Here is an 18,743-nt window from a genome sequence, read left to right as displayed (position 1 = left end):
CTCAAACGGGACGGGGATTCGAAACAGGGAAGAAGGCAGCGGGCGCCGGATAGGCGACCCGGCCGGTCCGCGACGGCACCTGCTCGCGCAGATACCGGCCGGGGGTCGTGCCGTAGACGCTCTTGAAATGGCGCGAGAGGTGGCTCTGGTCGAAGAAGCCGGCCTCCAGCGCGGCCTGCGCGGCGGGCAAGCCGTCGGCTAGCAGGGCCCGGGCATAGCGCACGCGCTCTCGGCAGACGAAACGGTGCGGCGTCAGCCCGACCTGGCGGCGGAAGACAGTGACGAAGCGGCAGACGCTGAGGCCGGCCAGGGCCGCGAGGTCATCGAGATAGAGCGCCTCGGTGAAATGCCGCTCGATATGGACCAGCGCCCGCCGGATACCGGGGCTCGCCGGCTCAACCGTTCGGGCGGCAGGGCTGGAAACAGACTGGAGCATGGACCGCCTCGTCCTCCGCTGACAGCGATATCGCTATGAGGAAGGCTAGGAGCGGTCGGCGGGACTGTGCGGCGGCTTTGGCGCATCGCTTTGATATCCCCTGCCCTATTCGGACACGCGATCGGCAGATCGTGCTTCGACCTTCGTCAAGCGGACTTCAGCCCGCCGATATGGAAGCTCTTCAGCTCGAGATATTCCTCGATGCCAGTCGCGCCGCCTTCGCGGCCGATACCGGACTGCTTGATGCCGCCGAATGGCGCCACTTCCATCGAGACCGAGCCGGTGTTGAGACCGACCATGCCGAATTCGAGCCGCTCGCCGACGCGCCAGGAGCGCTTGAGATTCTCGGTATAGAAATAGGCGGCGAGTCCATAGGGCGTGCCGTTGGCGATCTCGATCGCCTCGTCCTCGTGCTTGAAACGGAACAGCGGCGCCACCGGGCCGAAGGTCTCCTCATTGGCGAGGCGCATGCGCGTGGTCGCGCCGGTCAGCACCGTCGGCACCACGAAGCGGGTGCCGTCGACCTCACCCTGCGCCCCGGCCAGCCGTGTCGCGCCGAGCGAGAGCGCATCGTCGAGATGCGCATGGACCTTCTCGACCGCCGCCGCATTGATCAGCGGCCCGATGGTGACTCCTTCCTGCCGCCCGTCGCCGACCCGCATCGCCGCCACCGCCTTGGCAAGGCGATCGGCGAAGGCGTCGTGGATGCCGTCCTGCACCAGGATGCGGTTGGCGCAGACGCAGGTCTGGCCGGCATTGCGGAACTTGCTGGCGATGGCGCCGGCGACGGCGGCGTCGAGGTCGGCATCGTCGAACACGATGAAGGGCGCATTGCCGCCGAGTTCCAGGCTCAATCGCTTCAACGTGTCGGAACATTGCCGCATCAGCAGCGCACCGATCCGGGTCGAGCCGGTGAAGGAGAGCTTGCGCACCAGGGGGTTCTGCGTCAGGGCCGCGCCGACCCCTTGGGGCAGGCCCGTGACGATGTTGACGACGCCGGGCGGGAAACCGGCACGCTGCGCCAGCACACCGAGCGCCAGCGCCGAATAGGGCGTCAGCTCCGAGGGTTTCACCACGATCGGGCAACCGGCGGCCAGCGCCGGCGCGCATTTGCGGGTGATCATCGCAGTGGGGAAGTTCCACGGCGTGATCGCGGCGGAAACGCCGACGGGCTCCTTCAGCACGAGGATGCGGCGGTCGGCGGTCGGCGCCGGCACGGTGCTGCCATAGACGCGACGCGCCTCCTCGGCGAACCATTTGATGAAGCCCGCTCCGTAGAGAACTTCGCCCTCCGCCTCGGCCAGCGGTTTGCCCTGCTCGGCCGTCATGATCCGGGCGAGATCATTGCGGTGCTCCAGCACTAGGTCGTGCCAGCGCTCCAGCAAGGCGGCCCGCTCGGCCGCCGGCCGCGCCTTCCAGGCCGGCAACGCGGCTTGGGCGGCCGCGATGGCAGCATTGGTCTCCGCCTCACCGCAGGCCGGAATCGTCCCGATCTCAATGCCGGTCGCGGGATCGTGTACCGGCAGTTCCTCACCTGAAGCGGCACTTACCCACTCGCCGCCGATCAGGGCGCGGCCGACGAACAGCGCGCGGTCTTCGAGAGCGACAATCGACATGGGAGACCTCGTTCAGTAGCCGCGATCGCGATTGATCAGGCCGATCAGGGGTTCGCCGGCCCGATGGCGCCGCAGGTTCTCGATGACCGCATCGAGCGAAGCCTCGGAGCGCGAGCGGCTAGCAATATGCGGGGTGATCAGCACAGCCGGGTGGTTCCAGAGCGGATGGCCGGATGGCAGTGGCTCCGGCTCGCACACATCCAGCACCGCCGCCGCGACTTGGCCGCTGTCCAGCGCCGTCAGCAGGGCGCCCTGGTCGAGATGACCGCCCCGGCCGGCATTGACGATCATCGCGCCCTGCGGCAGGCGGGCGAAGAGCTCGGCGCCGAGCAGGCCGCGCGTCTCGTCCGTCAATGGCAACAAGCAAATCAAGATGTCGCTGCGAGCGAGGAAAGCCGGCAATTCGTCATCCCCGGCGAAGGTCGCGATGCCGGCGACCTCGTGCCGCGAACGGCTCCAGCCAGCTACCCCGAAACCGAATTCGGCGAGCTTCAGCGCGCAAGCTTTGCCGAGCATGCCCAAGCCCAGCACGCCGACGCGGCGCTCGCTGGCCGGCCTGATCCGGAGCGGCTTCCAGGCCTGTTCGCGCTGCGCTGCGATGTAAGGCACGAGGTCGCGATGCAGCGCCAGCACCGACATGGTGACGTATTCGACCATGCTGTCGACGAGGCCGGGCTCGATCATCCGCACGATCGGCAAATGCTTCGGTATGTCCGCCAGTTTCAGCTGGTCGACGCCTGCCCCCACCGAGATCAGCAGCTCGAGATTGGGCAATTGCTCGAAGAGGCCATCCGGCGGGATCCAGGCGGCGAGATAGCGGACCTCGGCCGGATCACCGATATCCGGCCAGATCCGGAACGGCAGCTTCGGCGCCTTCTTCGCCAGAAGCCGTGTCCATTCTTCCCCGCGTTCAGCGTCAGACTTCAACAGCAGCGTCATCGTGTCGACCTCGTGGGCATCAGCCGAGCGCCTGGTTGATCAGGGCGTGGAGGCGCGCCGGGCCAGGGGCGGCCGGCAGATCGCCGCGCACCATTGCGGTAACGTCCCCGGCTGGCGCAAGGCCATGCTGCACAAGCCAATCGCCCAGTCCGGAGCCGAGCTGCAGATCGACCCGCATGAACTGCCCTGCCCGGCCATGCAGCCAGCAAGCGATCAGCGTAGGCGCATCCGCCTCGCTATCCGCCACGACCGGACCGATCACATGGCCACGACCGAAGGCGCGCAGGATGCTGAAGCCGACGGGCTGGCCGGCTCGCTCCAGCACCAGACATTCGCCACATCCCAGCAACGCGGCCAGGGTCCGCTTACGCTCCAGCCCGGTCGCCGCCTGATCGAGCCGTTCGAGCACGGAAAGATCGGCCGTGCTGGCCGGGCGCAGCCGCTCGCTCGCACCGAGTTTCGGCGCAGCGACGGCGAGCACGTGCCCATGGTGCTGGCGCACGCCGCCGCAAGGCCTGAAGCCGAGGCGGGCATAGAGCGGCTCGCCCGCGACGGTGGCGTTGAGCATCAGCGAGCGCTCACCGGCCTGCGCAAGCAGGGCCTGCATCAGGCCCTTGCCGATCCCCGCCCCCTGCGCCTCGGGCGCGACGATGATCATCCCCAGCGTGGCGTGACTTTTGCCATAGGGCCACCACAGGGCCGTGGCGACGAGCTTGCCGTCCCGCACGCCGACGACGCCGTGACCGAGCCCGATCACGAATTCCCAGTCTTCGCGGCGATGGGGCCAGCCGACGCGCCGCGACAGCTCCGCGCAGGACAGGGCATCGTCGATGCCGATCGCGCGCAGCGTCAGCGCTTCCGGAGCATCGATCTCAGCCATTGATCGATCCGGCAAGAGCGACAGGACCTGCGGCGCTCATTCGCCGACCTCCTGGACGACGTAGATCTTGGCGACGTGCTCGTCGCTGTCCCAGGCGCAAAGCGTGCCATAGGGGACGAAGATGGTCTCGCCCGTCCCGACCCGGACCGGCCGCCCGTCCTCCCCGGTCAGCGTGACGCTGCCGGCGAGGATGTGCATCAGCTCGTTGACCGGCTGCGGACGCAGGATGCGTCGATACGGCGTCGAATCCCAGATGCCGGCCCGCACGCGCGACGCTTCGTCGGTGAAGGCGTTGAAGCTCCGGCATTGCGGCACCGGCCCTTCGAGAAGATTGGCTGGAGGTGGAGACGAGGGCGAGAGTGGCGCATCCGCCGGCAGCTCTGTCACGCCCGGCGCTGCGGACGTCGTGCCAGTGCTGGCACAGAACGCCCACCAGGTCCCGGGCGCTGCGTCGAACCGTACGGCCGTGCCACGCGCGATCACGATGCTCTGACCAGCCTGGATCACGCGCCTGCTGCCGCCCTCGACAGTCAGCTCCAGGCGCCCTGCCCTGACGACGACAATCTCCGTGTAAGGAAAGGCCGCGCTTTCCAACACGTCGGAAAACACAACGCTCCCCACAGCCAGATTCTGCGCCCCGCTCCAGATGACCTCCCGGCCAGCCGCGAACGGATCGTCCCCGGCCGGCAGCGTTGCGGCGCGCCCCGTGCCGAAGTTGTCGGCCGGGTCGGCAATTACGATCGGAAAGGTCGACATGGATGGCTCACCTCGCATGGCAGTGAGCTGAGCTAGGACAGTCTACGTCCGGGGGATTGGAGGAAATTCTCGGGGCGACATGCCGGCATCGGAAAGAGCGCCTCCAGCCGCATGTGCTCGAACAGGGTGTGAATGCTGCCCGGGGCAGACGCTTCATGATCATCGGCTCTGCTTGCACCGTCCTATGGCCAGACCGCCTCGCGGTCGCGAGCCCGCCCGCCATCTCAAAAAAGTTTAAAAAGCCTCTTGCTCCTCTAGTGGCTAGAGCAATTAGCGTCCCTCGGACAGCATGAGGAGACCACCATGCCTTCGGCCACGACCGCCGCTTCCGACACCCGCCAAACCCTGACCTGGAAGGTCGAGGGCATGGATTGCGGCAGTTGCGCCGCGACGCTGAGCAAAGCGCTCGAGAACCTGCCCGGCGTCAGTGACGTCGCGGTCTCGGTGCCGCGCGAGCGCCTGACACTCGCCCTCGCCGGCCAGGCCACCAGCCGCGAGCAGGTCGAGGAACGCGTCCGCAAGCTCGGCTTCGGCCCGACCCTGCTCAGCCAGAAGGGCGAGGGAACACAGCCCGTACAAGCGAAGCCGGTGCAAGCCGAGCCCGCCGATGCCTGCGGATGCGGCCATGATCACGGCCACGACCACGGTAAAGGGCACGGGCACGACCATGGCGCGCACGGCCAGGACCATGCCAGTCATGCTGACCATGCCAGTCATGCTGACGACCACTCCGGCTGCAACCATGATCATCACGATCACGGTCATGGCCAAGGTCACGGCAAGACGAACGACCAGGCCGCCCATGCGCATGATCACGCCGGCTGCGGCCATGATCACGACCATGCCGCCTGCAGTCACGACGGTCATGACCACGGGCCTCATGGCCACGGCCATGCGGCGACTGTCGCTGCTCACGCAACCGATCCCGATCGCCTGAGCTGGAAGGTCGGCGGCATGGATTGCGGCAGTTGCGCCGGCACCATCCGCACCGCGCTTGAACGCCTGCCTGGCGTGCAGGACATCGCCGTCTCCGTCACCAACGAGACGCTGTCGCTCAAGCTCGCTCCCGGCGGCACCAGCTCCGACGCCATCACCGCACAGATCGCCAAGCTCGGCTACAAGCCGGAGCTGCAGCAAGGCACTGTCACCGCGATTGCCCGCGCCGCCGAAGTGCCGAAGCGCTGGTGGCAGACCAACAAGGCGCGCGTCGCGATCACCGCGGGCGCGCTGCTGGGCGTGGCCTTCATCGCCGGCGAACTGGTGCCGGCGGCCTCCTTCTGGTTCTTCGTCGCCGCGACGCTGCTCGCGATCGCGCCGATCACGCGGCGCGCCATCGCCGCCGCCCGAGCCGGGGCGCCGTTCACCATCGAGATGCTGATGACGATCGCCGCTACCGGCGCGCTCTTCATCGGAGCGATCGAGGAAGCGGCCGTCGTCGTCTTCCTGTTCGCAGTCGGCGAAGTGCTCGAAGGCATCGCCGCCAACAAGGCCCGCTCCGGCATCAGGGCGCTCGCCGCGCTCGTGCCCAAGACCGCCTGGCTCGACGAGGGCGGCACCGTCCGCGAGGTGCAGGCCGAGGCGCTGCGCATCGGACAGACCGTGCTGGTGCGGCCGGGCGACCGCGTGCCGGCGGACGGCACCGTCATCGACGGCCATTCCGGCGTCGATGAATCGCCGATCACCGGTGAATCCGTTCCCAAGGCCAAGGAGCCGGGCGCGCCGATCTTCGCCGGCTCGATCAACCAGGAGGCGGCGCTGCGCGTCCGCGTCGAGAAGGCGGCCGAGGACAACACCATCGCCCGCATCGTCACCCTGGTGGAAGAGGCGCAGGACGCAAAAGCGCCGACCGAGCGCTTCATCGACCGTTTCTCACGGGTCTACATGCCGGCCATCGTCGGGCTCTCGGTGCTGGTGGCGGTGCTGCCGCCGCTCGTCGCCGGCGGCGACTGGTCGATCTGGATCTATCGTGGATTGACCCTGCTGCTGATCGGCTGCCCTTGCGCCCTCGTCATCTCCGTGCCGGCCGCAATCGCCTCCAGCCTGTCGACCGCCGCGCGGCACGGCATCCTGGTCAAGGGCGGGGCTATCATCGAGGAACTCGGCCGCATCCGCGCCGTCGCCTTCGACAAGACCGGCACCCTGACCTGGGGCCGGCCGGTCGTCACCGACATCGTGCCGCTGGAGGGAGATGCCCACGCCCTGCTCGCTCTCGCCGCCGCAATCGAGCGTGAATCCAGCCATCCCCTCGCCCGCGCCATCGCCGAGCGCGCCGATGACGACCATGCGCCCAAGCTCGCCGCCAGCGCGGTGCGCGCCGTCGCCGGCAAGGGCATGGAAGGCGCCGTGGCCGGTGCCCGCATCTTCATCGGCGCGCCGCGCTTCGCCGCCGAGCGCGGGGCATTGGAGGAGGCCGTCTCCCGGCAGATCTCTACCCTCGAAGAGCAGGGCAAGACCGTCGTCGTCGTGCAGAAGGAGGCGCAGGCCGTCGGCCTGATCGCCCTGCGCGACGAACCGCGTGCCGATGCCCGCGCCGCCGTCGCCGAATTGCGGAGCCTGGGTATCACCCCGATCATGCTGACCGGCGACAATCGCCGGACCGGTGCGGCCATCGCCCGCGACCTCGGCATCGACGTCCAGGCCGAGATGATGCCGGAGGCCAAGGTCGAGGCGGTGCGCAAGCTCGCAGCGCAAGGCCCGGTCGCGATGGTCGGCGACGGCATCAACGATGCGCCGGCACTCGCCGCCGCCCATGTCGGCATCGCCATGGGTTCGGGCACCGACGTCGCGCTCGAAGCCGCCGACGCGGCGCTGCTGAAGAGCCGGGTCGCCGATGTCGGCAAGCTCGTCCGGCTTTCGCGTGGAACCATGGCCAATATCCGGCAGAACATCGCGATCGCGCTCGGGCTGAAACTGGTCTTCCTGGTGACGACGGTGACCGGCACGACCGGGCTCTGGCTCGCCATCCTCGCCGACACCGGCGCGACTGTCCTCGTCACGCTCAACGCACTGCGCCTGCTCGGCTTTTTCCGCGACGGCGACCGCGCAACCGGCGGCACCGCCGAGCGCGGGAGAGAGGCGATCGCCTCCGCCTGAGGCATCGCCGGCCACGGCAAGAAGGCCTCTTGACCTTGCCACGATAGGAAGCCGCAGAACCTTGCAAGCCCTGCCTAAACGGAGCCCTGCCATGTGCACCTGCCAGACGCATACCGCCGAGCCGATCGATGCGACCCTCACCTTCAAGGTCGAGGACATGACCTGCGGCCATTGCGCCGGCACCGTGAAGTCCGCGCTCGAGCGTGGCCTGCCTGGCGCAGTCGTGACAGCGGACCCGGCAGCCCGCCTCGTCGCGATCTCCGGAACGAGAGACCGCTCCGCTGCCGCGCAACTGATCAGCCAAGCGGGCTATACGCCGGCCTGAGCCGGCCGGGCCCGATCATGTGAGCCCGGGACGGAAACGACGATCTGAAGGTGGCGCGCCGATACGCCACCATGTAGAGCCTCAGGAGCTTTTGTTATAACGTAACAATCAAATGGAGCCTGTCCGGTCTCGCAGTCGAAACGTCCGTCAGAGACGAGGCGACGAGCCGGAAGGCCTTCAGAGGAGGGGTTTGAACCATGCATAAGACGCTCATCCTGGCTTTCGCCTGCGCCGCGGCCTGGCCTGCGGCCGCCCTCGCCCAAGGTGGCAAGATCACCATCGCCGAGAACTTTCCACCGCGTGCCGGCTTCGCGCTCGAGACCGACGACGCCAACGTCCTGTCCAAGGCCGGCTGTCTCGAGCCGCTGACCCGGATCGACTTCGACGGCAAATTGCAGCCCTCACTCGCCGAGAGCTGGACGCAGGCCGGGCCTGACGCCTGGGACTTCAAGCTGCGCAAGGGCGTGACCTTCCAGGATGGCAAGCCGCTCACCGCCGCCGCTGCAGCCGCCTCGCTCAACGCCGTGCTCAAGGTTCCAACGCCGGCCCGCGCCTTCTCGCCGCGTGTGATCAAGTCGGTCGAGGTGGTCGGCGAGGACACAATTCGGGTCACGACGCCCTCCCCCTCGGTTCTGACCCCGCTCCGGCTCGCCGCCGCCAATGCCGGCATCCTGTCGCCGGCCGCCTACAAGGACGGCAAGATCGATCCGGTCGGCACCTGCACCGGCCCCTTCGTCATCACCCGCGTCAACGGCCAGCAGAGCCTGAGCCTGAAGCGGAACGACGGCTATTGGGGCGGCAAGGTCGCGCTCGCCGAGGCCGAGATCAAGTTCATCCCGGACGCCAATGTCCGCGCCACGCAGCTGCGCACCGGCGAGACGGATATCGCCGGCGCGGTGCCGGCCTCGACGCTGGCCACGCTGAAGCGGACCTCCGGCATCAAGGTGGCGACGCTCGCGACCCCGCGCACCACGACGCTGCTGATCAACACCAAGAAGGCCCCATTCGACAACGAGAAGGTCCGCCAGGCCCTGCAGGCGGCGCTCGACCTCGAAGGTATCGCCGCCAGTGTCTACGAAGGCTCGGTACAGCCCGGGATCGGCCCGTTCGCACCGCACGAGCCCTGGGTCAAGAAGGCGGCAAAGCCCGCTGCCCACGACGTCAAAAAGGCGCAGGCGCTGCTCGCCGAGGCCGGCATCAAGCCGGGCAGCCTCGAACTCGAGATCATGGCCTATAGTGAGAAGGTCGAGTTCAAGGATCTCGCCGCGATCCTGCAGGATCAGTTCAAGGCCGTCGGCATCAATGCCCGCATCCGCCTGGCCGAATACAAGGCTCTGGAACCGGACATGATTGCCGGGCGCTACGACGTGGCGCTGATCTCTCGCAGCCATCTGGTCGACGTCGCCGATCCCGCAGGTTACCTCCAGTCCGACTATGGCTGCGGCGGCGGCTTCAACCTGTCGCAGCATTGCGACAAGGATTTCGACGCCAGGCTTGCGGCCGCCACCTCCGAGGCGGACGCAGGGAAGCGCTATGCCGTCTACGCCGAACTGGCGCAGCATTTGCAGTCGAAGGCGGTCAATGTCTTCGTCATCCACGAGGCCGGCAATGACGGCTACAAGACCAAGGTCAGGAACTACCACATCCACCCGCTCTATCAGTACACCCTGACCAAGGACCTCGCCCTCGACTGACGCCGGAAAATACCGACGCCGAGCGCCGTCCTCGCGGCGGTGCCCGGCGGACGCAACGCAAGGGAGCCCAGTCGATGTGGCACTTCGCTCTCCGCCGCGGCACCGTCCTGCTGCTGACGCTGCTGATGGTTTCCATCGTCGCCTTCCTGATCCCCTATATCGGCGAGGGCGACCCCGCCCTCCTGGTGCTGCGCGCCCGCATCGCCGACCCGAATGTCGACCTCGCCACCCTCGAGGCGATGCGCCGCCAGCTCGGTCTCGACCGGCCGGTCGCGATCCAGTACCTCGCCTGGCTCGGCGATGCGCTGCGCGGCGATTTCGGCCTGTCCTTCGTCCGCCGCGCGCCGGTCGCGGACATGCTCGGCGGTGCGCTCCTCGTCTCGATCACGCTGGCGCTGACGGCCCTGCTGGTCGCTCTCCTGGTCTCGGCCCCCCTCGGGACGATGGCGGCGATGCGTCCCGGCGGACGCGCCGACACAGCTTCGACGCTGCTGACCCAGACGCTCATCGCGATCCCCGAATACTGGATGGCGCCGATGGCCATCCTGGTCTTCGCCCTCTGGCTGGGATGGCTGCCCTCGGCGGGGTGGGACAGTCCGGCCTCGCTCGTCCTGCCGGCGCTGGTGCTGGCGCTGCGGCCGATGGCCTATTTCACCCGCATCATCCGGGCCGCGATGATCGACGTGCTCGACGCGCCCTATATCACCGCTGCCCGCAGTCGCGGCCTCGGCATGGCCCAGACGGTGATGCGCCACGGCCTGCGCAACGGCGCCATGCCGGTGATCACCCTGTTCGCCCTCTGGCTCGCGGGCCTGCTCGGCGGCTCCGTCGTGGTCGAGGTCATCTTCGCGATCCCGGGCATGGGCCGGCTGATCTACGAGGCGGTGATCAACAAGGATATCCCCGTCCTCCAGGCCGGCTTCGTCGCCATCGTCGCACTCGCCGTCGTGATCAACACGCTGGTCGATCTCGCCTATCTCACCATCAATCCGGCCCTGAGGCACAGCCATGGCGCTTGAAGCAGCCCTACCGGACGCAGCCTTGCCTTCCCGCTCGCGGGGGACAGCGCGCCGCCCGCGCTTCGCCCGTCCGCACTGGACGCTCGTCGCCGGCGCGCTGCTGCTCGTCCTGGTAGCCGTGGTGCTCTGCCTCGGCCCCACTCTCGCGCCTTACGACCCGACGGTGCAGGCGCTGATCCGCCGCCTGAAGCCGCCGAGCGAGGCACACTGGCTCGGCACCGACCATCTTGGCCGCGACGTGCTCAGCCGCCTCCTCGTCGGCGGCCGCTTCGCCGTCGTCATCGCCGCGGTGACGCTGACCCTGTCGGTCGTCCTCGGCACGCTGATCGGCGTGATCAGCGCCCGCAAGGGCGGCCTCGTCGACGAGATCGCGATGCGCTCGGTCGACCTGCTGATTTCCTTCCCCGAGGTGGTGGTGGCGATCTTCCTGGTCGCGCTCCTTGGCCCCGGCTACGGCACGCTGATCCTGGCGCTGACCATCGTCGGCTGGACCCCCTTCGCCCGCCTGGCCCGCGGGCTCGCCATCGAGATCAACGCCAAGCCGTATATCCGCGCCGCCGAGATTCTCGGCTGCTCGCGCCGCTTCATCATCCTGCGCCACATCATCCCCAACGCCATCGGCCCGATCTCGGCGATGGCCTTCCTGCGCTTCGGCCACAAGATGATCACCGTAGGCGGCCTCTCCTATATCGGCCTCGGCATCCAGCCGCCCCATGCCGACTGGGCGGCGATGATGGCGGAGGCGCAGCCCTATATCGAGCGGGCGCCGCTGCTGGTCGTCTGCCCGGGGCTGGCGATCTTCCTGACCGCGCTCTCAGTGACCTGGATCGGCCAAGGGCTCTCGCAGACGGGGAGCAAACGATGAGCGTCGTCGTCTCGCTCGCCGAGCGCCGCTCTGCCGCAGCGCCGGCCGAGCCCTTGCTGGCGATCGAAGACCTGCATGTCGCGATCGGCTCGCCCGGCCGTGCCGCGCCGGTGATCGAGGGCATGAACCTCGAGATCCGCCGCAGCGAGATCGTCGCGCTGGTCGGTGAATCCGGCTCCGGCAAGAGCCTGACCGCGCTGTCGGCGACGCGGTTGCTGCCGCGTGCGGCCGAGATCACCAGGGGGCGCATCCGTTTCGACGGCGCGGACGTGCTGGCGATGGGGCCGCGCGCCCTCGACGGCTTGCGCGGCAACCGCATCGGCATGATCTTCCAGCAACCGCAGGCCATGCTCGATCCGACCTGCCGCGTCGGCGACCAGGTCGCCGAAAGCCTGCGCCAGCATCGCGGCCTGTCGCGCGAGGCGGCTGGGGCGAGGGTCGTCGAGCTCTTCCGCGAGGTCGGCATCCCGGCGCCCGAGGCGAGGGTCCGCGATTTCCCCTATGCCTTCTCGGGCGGCATGGCGCAGCGCGTGATGATCGCCGCGGCGCTCAGCGCCGATCCGGACCTGCTCATCGCCGACGAACCGACCACGGCGCTCGACGTAACCGTCCAGGCCCAGATCCTGCGCCTGCTGCACGAGCAGTGCCGGCGCCGGCGCATGTCGCTGCTACTGATCTCGCACGATCTCGGCATCGTCGCCGCCTTGGCCGACAGGGTGGCGGTGATGTATGCCGGCCGCGTCATCGAGGAGGGGCCGGCGCGCGCAATCCTTTCGGCTCCGCGCCACCCCTACACCCGCGCCCTCATCGAGTGCTCGCTGCTGAAGCGCGATGCCGGCGGCCGGCTGGTGGCGTTGCCGGGCAGCGCGATCTCGGCGCGCGAGCTCTCGCATGGCTGCCGCTTCCAGCCGCGTTGCGCCATCGCGGCCCAGAGCCCGCACAACCACGACTGCTGCAGCAACGAGCCGGCGCTCGCCTGCTGTCACGGCTCGCACAAGGCACGCTGCTGGGCAGTGAAGCCGGAATCCGAGGAGGTGCAGCAATGAGCCCGCAACCCGCTGCCGCCTTCCTCGACGCCCGTGACATGGTGAAGACCTACCCGGCCCCGGGGTGGCTGACCCGCGGCCGCAGGGTGCACTCGGTCGATCACGTCTCGCTCTCGATCGCGAAGGGCGAGGTGCTCGGCCTCGTCGGTGAATCCGGTTGCGGCAAGAGCACGGTGGCGCGGCTGCTGGTGCGGATGGACCGCGCCGATAGCGGCCTGATCCGGATCGGCGGGACTGAGATCGGCGGGCTCGCCGGCGCCGATCTGCAGGCGCTGCGCCGCAAGGTCCAGCTCGTCTTCCAGGACCCCTTCGGCGCGCTCGATCCGCGCATGCGGCTGGGCGAGAGCCTGGAAGCGCCGCTCCGTGCCCACGGCATCGGCGACCGCGGCCAGCGCCAGGCCATCGTCCTCGACATGCTGCGCGAGGTCGGGCTGGACCAGAGTTTCTACGACCGCTTGCCGCGCGAATGCTCGGGCGGCCAGCTCCAGCGCGTCGTGATCGCGCGCGCCCTGATCCTGAAGCCCGAGCTGCTCGTCTGCGACGAGCCGACCTCGGCGCTCGACGCCTCCTTGCGCTCGCAGGTCCTCAACCTGCTGATCGATCTCAAGCACCGCTTCGGGCTGACGCTGCTGATGATCTCGCACGACCTGCGCGTCGTGCGCGAGCTCTGCGACCGCATCGCCGTGATGTATCTCGGCGAGATCGTCGAGCTCGCCCCGGCGGCCGAGCTCTTCGCCAATCCGCGCCACCCCTATACGCGCGCCCTGATCGCCGCCTCGATGCTCGACAACCCGGATCTCTCGGCGGCCGGCGCCGGGCTCCGGGGCGAGCCGCCGAGCCCGCTCAATCCGCCTTCGGGCTGCCGCTTCCATGGCCGCTGCCCGCAGGCCGAGGCGCTCTGCGCGCGGAGCCGTCCCGCCTTCGATCCGACAGCGGCGCACGCAGCCCGCTGCCATTTCGCCTGAAAAGTCGGCACCCGGAACGCCGAAGCGCTCCGGGCCGCGACACTCAGCCCGCGCTCGGTACAGTCGTTATAACGGCAGCCGCAGGCTTGCCCTGCTGCGCCTGCAGGCCGCTCCAGCCGTGCCAGCCGGTATAGAGCCCGACCAGGATGATCAGCGCGCTGGAGAAATAGGGCGCCTTCGCAGCCGCGGTCGAGAGCCAGCCGACACGCTTCGTCGCCTGGCGCACGCCGATCGCCGCTATCGCGCCGACCGTAACCAGGGTGATCGCCAGCCCGATCGAGAAACAGAGCACCAGCACAGCCCCCAGCGAGAATTCGCGCAGCTGGATGCAGAGCAGCAGCACGGTGATCGCCGCCGGACAGGGAATCAGCCCACCGGTGAGGCCGAACAGCACGATCTGCCAGGTGGTGACGTTGCGGCCGACGAAGCGCTTACGGATGTCGTTGGCATGCGACAGCGCATGGGCGTCCATATAGCCGTCATTGGCGAGCTCGAGGCCCTTCTGCGGCCGGTGCGACGGGTCTCCGCCCGCGCTGCCTTGCACGAAGGAGACATCATAGCCGTGCTCGTGGTCGCCATGGTCGAGGCTGAGCCGCACCATGAAATCATAGGGCTCGGCCACCTTCTCGGCCGATTCCATGTAGCCGTCGCGGTCTAGGAAGGTGAAGCGCTGGGTGCTGCCGTCGGGGCGCTCGGTGGTCAGCGTCACATACTCGCCCTGCCACTGGTCGCCGCTGATCACGGTCAGGCGGAAGTTAGCGGGCTTTTCCGGCGTGACCTCGAGCGCCATGAAGCCGTGACCGGTATCGACGCGATGGCTCAGCCCCGCCTTCTCTCGGTTCTTCTCGTACGCCTCGACCTCGCGGGCATAGCGCTTGGCCTCCTGCTGGTCACGCCAGGTCCGGTGGAACATCCAGGCGGCGATGGCGATGATGATGACGGCGGAGACAAGCTGGAAATAGGGTTCGGTCGTTTCGGGGTCGAGCCCCTTGAACAGGTACATGCCGCCGAGCGCGATCGCCCAGACGATCGCCGTGTGCGAGAACGTCGCGGCGAGGCCGAGCAGCACGGCCTGAAAGACGGTGCCGCGCACCGCGACGATGAAGGCCGCCATCATCGTCTTGGAGTGGCCGGGCTCGAGCCCGTGCAGCGCGCCGAGCAGGATGGCGGTGGGGATGAAAAACCAGGCGTTGGCGACGCCTTGCTGGAGCAGCTCCGTGAACGAGGTCATGTTGGTCCCGACAGTTCGGCCGGGCACCCACATCGCCGCGCCCGCCCGCAATGGGGCCGTCGGCCGAGGATGGCGGTGCCCGATCCTCGCTTGTCCTGACCGAAGGCGGCGCGCGGACTCCTGCCGGCGCAGGCCCGGTCAGGGGGAATTCGACAAGGATTTGTCGAAATGGATATAGGCCTCGCGCTCGGCGATCTCGGCATAGCCGCGGCCGCGCCAGAAGCCGAGCGTCGCCGGCGCGTCGGCGCTGGCGTGCAGATAGAGCGTGTCGTAGCCGAGGCGGTGTGCCTCGCTCTCGGCGGCCTCGTTGAGCCAGCGGCCGATCTGCCGGCCGCGCTGGTCGGCGCGGACATAGACCCGCACCAGTTGCGGCACCTGATCGGGCTGCGGATAGTGCGCCGCAAGGTACGCGGCGAGATTGGGCTTCCAGCCGAGGTGGTAGAGGCCGGCGGTCGCGGCAATGGTGCCGCCTGCATCCCTGACGACCAAGAACGCACCGCGATTGACCGAACTATACCAGGAGCGCGCCGGCTCCTCGGTCAGCGAGTCGAGATCGGCATGCCAGTCCGGCCGATAGTCGGCGCTGTAGAATTCCTTGATCACGGCCAGGCAGAACGCCCGCGCCTCGGCGTGCCGGGCATCCGGCTGGTCGGGCAGCCGCTCGAGTGCGAGCATGGGGCGGGGCTCGGACATCTGTCTCATTTCCGCAGCCGGCAAAGACTGCTCGACGTCACCGGCCAGATCCATCTTGCCGGCTGATCACGGATGGTATATCCCCTCCCCCAGGATAGGATCAAGTCAAAAATATGGAACCGCACGAGCATATCCATCACCAGCGCCATCCCGAGATCATCACGCGGCTGAAGCGGGCCGAGGGTCATCTGCGCTCGACCATCGAGATGGTCGTCAATGTCCGCTCCTGCCTGGAAATCGCCCAGCAGCTCCAGGCGGTCGAGAGCGCCATCGCCAATGCCCGCAAGATCCTGATCCAGGAACATATCGACCATTGCCTCGAGGAGGCCGCCGGTCACATTCCGGCCGATGCCCGCGAACTGCTCAAGGAATTCAAGGCCGTCGCCAAGTTCCTCTGACGGCGCCCCCCGGGCCGGCGGGCTGCCCCCGGCCTCAAGACCGCAGCGGAGAGCACCCATGTCGCAGCCTGCCTCGATCCATATGGGCCACGGCCAGATGGTCGACATCGTCACCGTCGGCACCAATGCCTGGGAGCTCGTCTTCAGCGAAGGCGGAGTGGCCGACTACAAGGCGCCGCCGCTCGCCGAGGTCGAAGTCGATGCGATCGACACCTCGGGCCGCATCCATCCGCTCGCCATCTCGGCCGGCAGCGACGGCTCGCGCGTCCAGGCGAGCGGCCACGTCGCCGGCGCCTACCGGGCGCGGGTGCGCGTCCTCCATGGCGACCATTTCCACACGCGTGAATCGCTGCTGCCCGGAGCCGGAGCCATCGCCCCGATGCCGGGACCGAACGGCGGCGCGCTCGCGCGCTTCGACGACGGTCTCGACATCGAATTGAACTGGATCGATCCGACACGCTGGCAGCTCGCCTTCCTGCGTGACGGCAAGCCGACGACTGCGCCCGGACCAGCAACCGTCATCGCACAGGCCGTGGGACCGCGAGCCGAGGACTACCAGATCCGAAATCTGGTGACCGAGACCGGCCTGACCGGCGAAACACTGATCGTCGGGGGCAAGATCAAGGATGCGACCGTTGCGCGGCTCACGCTGAAGGGCGCGACGGGCGAGCAGGTTCGCAGCATTCCGATCGTCCCGGCCTGAGTCCTCGCACATGCGTACCGGCCCCGCGGCGCCCTTCTTCCGGTGTTGCGCCAAGCCGGCGAAGCAACTGAGATGCGGCCTGGCTCCGGCCTTGCCGCGATTTTGTGGGAGGTGGCCATGGATGAACTGCCTATCGGCGAACTGTCCCAGGGAGCCGGCGTCAAGGTCCCGACGATCCGCTTCTACGAGCAGATCGGCCTGCTGAAGGAGCCGAGACGCACGAGCAGCAACCGCCGCTACTACAGCGGCGACGACGTCAAGCGGCTGCGCTTCATTCGCCACTCCCGCGAGCTCGGATTCGAGATCGACGACATCCGAGCCCTGCTCGCCCTGTACGACGAGCCGCAGTCCTCATGCGAGAGCGTCCACGGGATCGCCAAGCGCCATCTCGGCCAGATCGAGCAGCGCATCGGCCAGCTCCAGGCGTTGCGCGGCGAATTGCAGCGCATGGTCCACGAGGGCCAGCACGGTCGCATCTGCGATTGCCGCGTGATCGAGGTCCTGGCCGACCACGATCTGTGCCAGCACGATCACACCCGCGCAGGCGGCATCGGGGAGAGATAACGTCTACCGACCCCCAGCGCTCGATCGACACGTCGCTGGTTCTTGTGGTCCGGGCAAGGAATGGCGTCGGAAACGGGATTCACGCTGCCTCCCCCTTTGGTCTTGCCGTGCACGGCAAGACGCCCGACCATCGTCGCGGTCGCGTGGTTCATTCCCACTCTACTATTTTTATTGGCATAAATATTTGATTTTATTATAGAAATTTTTTATTTTAGCGTCAGGTACCGCGAGCGAAGCCGCCAAAAAGCTAGCCTATTGATTTTACTAAGCTTTTAGCAACGGTCGGCCAGAAAAAATTCTGTGGACTATCGACATCTATCGGCCATTTCGCACTCGCCGTTAGCGTCGAAGAATCGAAGCCGGCCCTCCGACAAAGTACCGTCATAACGACTAAATCAATATCTCATTGTCGAGGTCCCCGCGGCCGATCCGTCGCGCTGGCGTAGATCTTTCCCGATGTCGCGCGCTGCTACCGTCGAAACCCCCTCGTGAACCGTTCCCAAAGATAGTCCGCGGCCTGCTCCGGGGTCAGCCTCTTCATATCCGTTTGCCTCTCGAAGTCCGAGAAGCCCATCGCCATCGTCGCCGAAAGCGACAGCTCGTCGTCGCTGGTGGCCGGCGTCAGGATCTCGTTGCAGCCGTCGCCGGATATACGGCCCTCGGCGAAGCAGATGTTGTTGTCGCCCATCATCCCGCCGAGCCAGACGCGGCATGCGCCCTTGCTGGCGCCGTCGAGAAAGAGTTCGGCCCTGAAGTCGGTCGCCGTCGAATCCGTGATGTCGAAGTCCAGGCGGCCGTCCTCCTTCACCGCCTGCTCCAAGTTCGCGCCGAAGGCTGCCCGGATCGTCGCGAAGGCCGATTTCGCGAAACGCCGGCGATCGACGTCCGTCAGCGGCACCTTGAGTTTCGGCAGCACGGATCGAACCGGCTGGCACGGCACGGTGTCCGGACCGGGGAATTCCTTGTGGCGGGGCGCGGCGATCGAGCCGGGTAACAGCGGACGCGCGGAGGGCTTCGCGCGGGTTCTCCGGGCGCCGGCGAGAATGGCATCGCGGGCGGTAGCCTCGTCCATGCCCATGATGCGGACCTGAACGATGGGCTTGAGAAGTCCCGGCGGTTGGCAAGCACGGACCATGATGGGAAGCAGCTTTTGCTCCAACCCCTGCGGGTCTTGAACGAAGGCGCTGGCCCATTCCGGGGCCGCCATCTCCGACCGTAGGTAGTCGTCCGACAGCACCATGACCGTCCTGTCGGCGGTCGAAGCCGCACGCTGCATCTCCAATACGAAATTGCCGCCGGGACGGAAGTCCCAAGCCTGCACGACCGTCGTGAAGCCTTCCTCCTCCAGAGTGAAGGCGATCCACTCGGCCCATGCCCTGTCGACGCCGGTGTAGCTGATGAAGAAGTCCGTCATTCCGATCCCGAGGCTCCAATTCATGCTATGGGCCTGGGAGGGGACGGGGACCCGAACGACAACCCTATGCCAAGCCTCGGCGATCCTTGCCAGAGCTTTGCACGCG

General features: G+C 67.7%; 18 protein-coding genes and 1 pseudogene. 11 read left to right on the top strand and 8 right to left on the bottom strand.

Going from position 1 to position 18,743, the window contains the following annotated elements; translation table 11 throughout:
• Window position 1: 1 nt before the first annotated feature.
• The 5 genes from ASE66_RS25570 to ASE66_RS25550 form a co-directional block, all read right to left on the bottom strand.
• Entirely contained in the window at window positions 2-436 is a 435-nt protein-coding gene (locus ASE66_RS25570; protein WP_082613731.1) for a helix-turn-helix domain-containing protein, read from the bottom strand.
• Window positions 437-582: 146 nt separating this feature from the next.
• Window positions 583-2,052, bottom strand: a complete 1,470-nt coding sequence (locus ASE66_RS25565) for an NAD-dependent succinate-semialdehyde dehydrogenase (protein ID WP_057192541.1) — start codon at window positions 2,050-2,052, stop codon at window positions 583-585.
• 12 nt (window positions 2,053-2,064) lie between these two features.
• Window positions 2,065-2,991 carry a 2-hydroxyacid dehydrogenase gene (locus tag ASE66_RS25560; RefSeq protein ID WP_057192540.1) on the bottom strand — a complete coding sequence of 309 codons (927 nt, stop codon included), beginning with the start codon at window positions 2,989-2,991 and terminating at the stop codon, window positions 2,065-2,067.
• 19 nt (window positions 2,992-3,010) lie between these two features.
• Complete coding sequence (locus ASE66_RS25555) at window positions 3,011-3,871, bottom strand: GNAT family N-acetyltransferase (RefSeq protein WP_057192539.1); 861 nt, start codon at window positions 3,869-3,871, stop codon at window positions 3,011-3,013.
• A gap of 36 nt (window positions 3,872-3,907) precedes the next feature.
• Complete coding sequence (locus ASE66_RS25550; RefSeq protein WP_057192538.1) at window positions 3,908-4,627, bottom strand: cupin domain-containing protein; 720 nt, start codon at window positions 4,625-4,627, stop codon at window positions 3,908-3,910.
• A 303-nt stretch (window positions 4,628-4,930) separates the two neighbouring features.
• On the opposite strand from ASE66_RS25550, the pseudogene ASE66_RS34035 reads away from it, so the two are divergent.
• From ASE66_RS34035 to ASE66_RS25510, 8 genes and pseudogenes are all read left to right on the top strand, one after another.
• Window positions 4,931-5,098, top strand: a pseudogene (locus tag ASE66_RS34035) (heavy-metal-associated domain-containing protein); the annotation flags it as partial.
• A 483-nt stretch (window positions 5,099-5,581) separates the two neighbouring features.
• Window positions 5,582-7,720, top strand: coding sequence for a heavy metal translocating P-type ATPase (locus ASE66_RS25540; RefSeq protein WP_057192536.1), 2,139 nt, complete (start codon window positions 5,582-5,584; stop codon window positions 7,718-7,720).
• A gap of 91 nt (window positions 7,721-7,811) precedes the next feature.
• A complete protein-coding gene (locus ASE66_RS25535) occupies window positions 7,812-8,045 on the top strand; it encodes a heavy-metal-associated domain-containing protein (protein ID WP_057192535.1) in 234 nt (77 codons plus the stop codon).
• A 197-nt stretch (window positions 8,046-8,242) separates the two neighbouring features.
• Entirely contained in the window at window positions 8,243-9,739 is a 1,497-nt protein-coding gene (locus ASE66_RS25530) for an ABC transporter substrate-binding protein (protein ID WP_057192534.1), read from the top strand.
• Between the two features lie 74 nt (window positions 9,740-9,813).
• Complete coding sequence (locus ASE66_RS25525; protein WP_057192533.1) at window positions 9,814-10,758, top strand: ABC transporter permease; 945 nt, start codon at window positions 9,814-9,816, stop codon at window positions 10,756-10,758.
• Entirely contained in the window at window positions 10,748-11,623 is an 876-nt protein-coding gene (locus ASE66_RS25520) for an ABC transporter permease (RefSeq protein WP_057192532.1), read from the top strand. Before ASE66_RS25525 ends, ASE66_RS25520 begins: the two co-directional genes overlap by 11 nt.
• Complete coding sequence (locus tag ASE66_RS25515) at window positions 11,620-12,669, top strand: ABC transporter ATP-binding protein (protein WP_057192531.1); 1,050 nt, start codon at window positions 11,620-11,622, stop codon at window positions 12,667-12,669. The genes ASE66_RS25520 and ASE66_RS25515 overlap by 4 nt, the downstream gene beginning before the upstream one ends.
• Complete coding sequence (locus ASE66_RS25510) at window positions 12,666-13,634, top strand: ABC transporter ATP-binding protein (RefSeq protein WP_057192530.1); 969 nt, start codon at window positions 12,666-12,668, stop codon at window positions 13,632-13,634. Before ASE66_RS25515 ends, ASE66_RS25510 begins: the two co-directional genes overlap by 4 nt.
• 43 nt (window positions 13,635-13,677) lie before the next feature.
• Here ASE66_RS25510 and ASE66_RS25505 read toward each other — a convergent pair whose 3' ends face one another.
• Together ASE66_RS25505 and ASE66_RS25500 are read right to left on the bottom strand one after the other, a co-directional pair.
• A complete protein-coding gene (locus ASE66_RS25505) occupies window positions 13,678-14,865 on the bottom strand; it encodes a nickel/cobalt efflux transporter (protein WP_057192529.1) in 1,188 nt (395 codons plus the stop codon).
• Between the two features lie 138 nt (window positions 14,866-15,003).
• Window positions 15,004-15,558 carry a GNAT family N-acetyltransferase gene (locus tag ASE66_RS25500; RefSeq protein ID WP_162262534.1) on the bottom strand — a complete coding sequence of 185 codons (555 nt, stop codon included), beginning with the start codon at window positions 15,556-15,558 and terminating at the stop codon, window positions 15,004-15,006.
• Window positions 15,559-15,671: 113 nt separating this feature from the next.
• Here ASE66_RS25500 and ASE66_RS25495 point away from each other — a divergent pair, with 113 nt between their 5' ends.
• The 3 genes from ASE66_RS25495 to ASE66_RS25485 all read left to right on the top strand — a co-directional run bounded on the left by ASE66_RS25495 (window position 15,672) and on the right by ASE66_RS25485 (window position 17,223).
• Complete coding sequence (locus ASE66_RS25495; RefSeq protein WP_057192527.1) at window positions 15,672-15,956, top strand: metal-sensing transcriptional repressor; 285 nt, start codon at window positions 15,672-15,674, stop codon at window positions 15,954-15,956.
• A gap of 58 nt (window positions 15,957-16,014) precedes the next feature.
• Window positions 16,015-16,659 carry a hypothetical protein gene (locus ASE66_RS25490; protein WP_057192526.1) on the top strand — a complete coding sequence of 215 codons (645 nt, stop codon included), beginning with the start codon at window positions 16,015-16,017 and terminating at the stop codon, window positions 16,657-16,659.
• Window positions 16,660-16,776: 117 nt separating this feature from the next.
• Window positions 16,777-17,223, top strand: coding sequence for a MerR family transcriptional regulator (locus tag ASE66_RS25485; protein WP_057192525.1), 447 nt, complete (start codon window positions 16,777-16,779; stop codon window positions 17,221-17,223).
• A 469-nt stretch (window positions 17,224-17,692) separates the two neighbouring features.
• On the opposite strand, the gene ASE66_RS25480 is transcribed toward ASE66_RS25485, so the two are convergent.
• Complete coding sequence (locus tag ASE66_RS25480; protein ID WP_057192524.1) at window positions 17,693-18,637, bottom strand: toll/interleukin-1 receptor domain-containing protein; 945 nt, start codon at window positions 18,635-18,637, stop codon at window positions 17,693-17,695.
• Between the last annotated feature and the right edge of the window lie 106 nt (window positions 18,638-18,743).

Origin of the sequence: Allobosea sp. Root483D1, from assembly GCF_001429505.1 — a bacterium.
Classification (GTDB): Bacteria; Pseudomonadota; Alphaproteobacteria; order Rhizobiales; family Beijerinckiaceae; genus Allobosea.
This window is presented reverse-complemented; position numbering and strand designations above follow the sequence as displayed.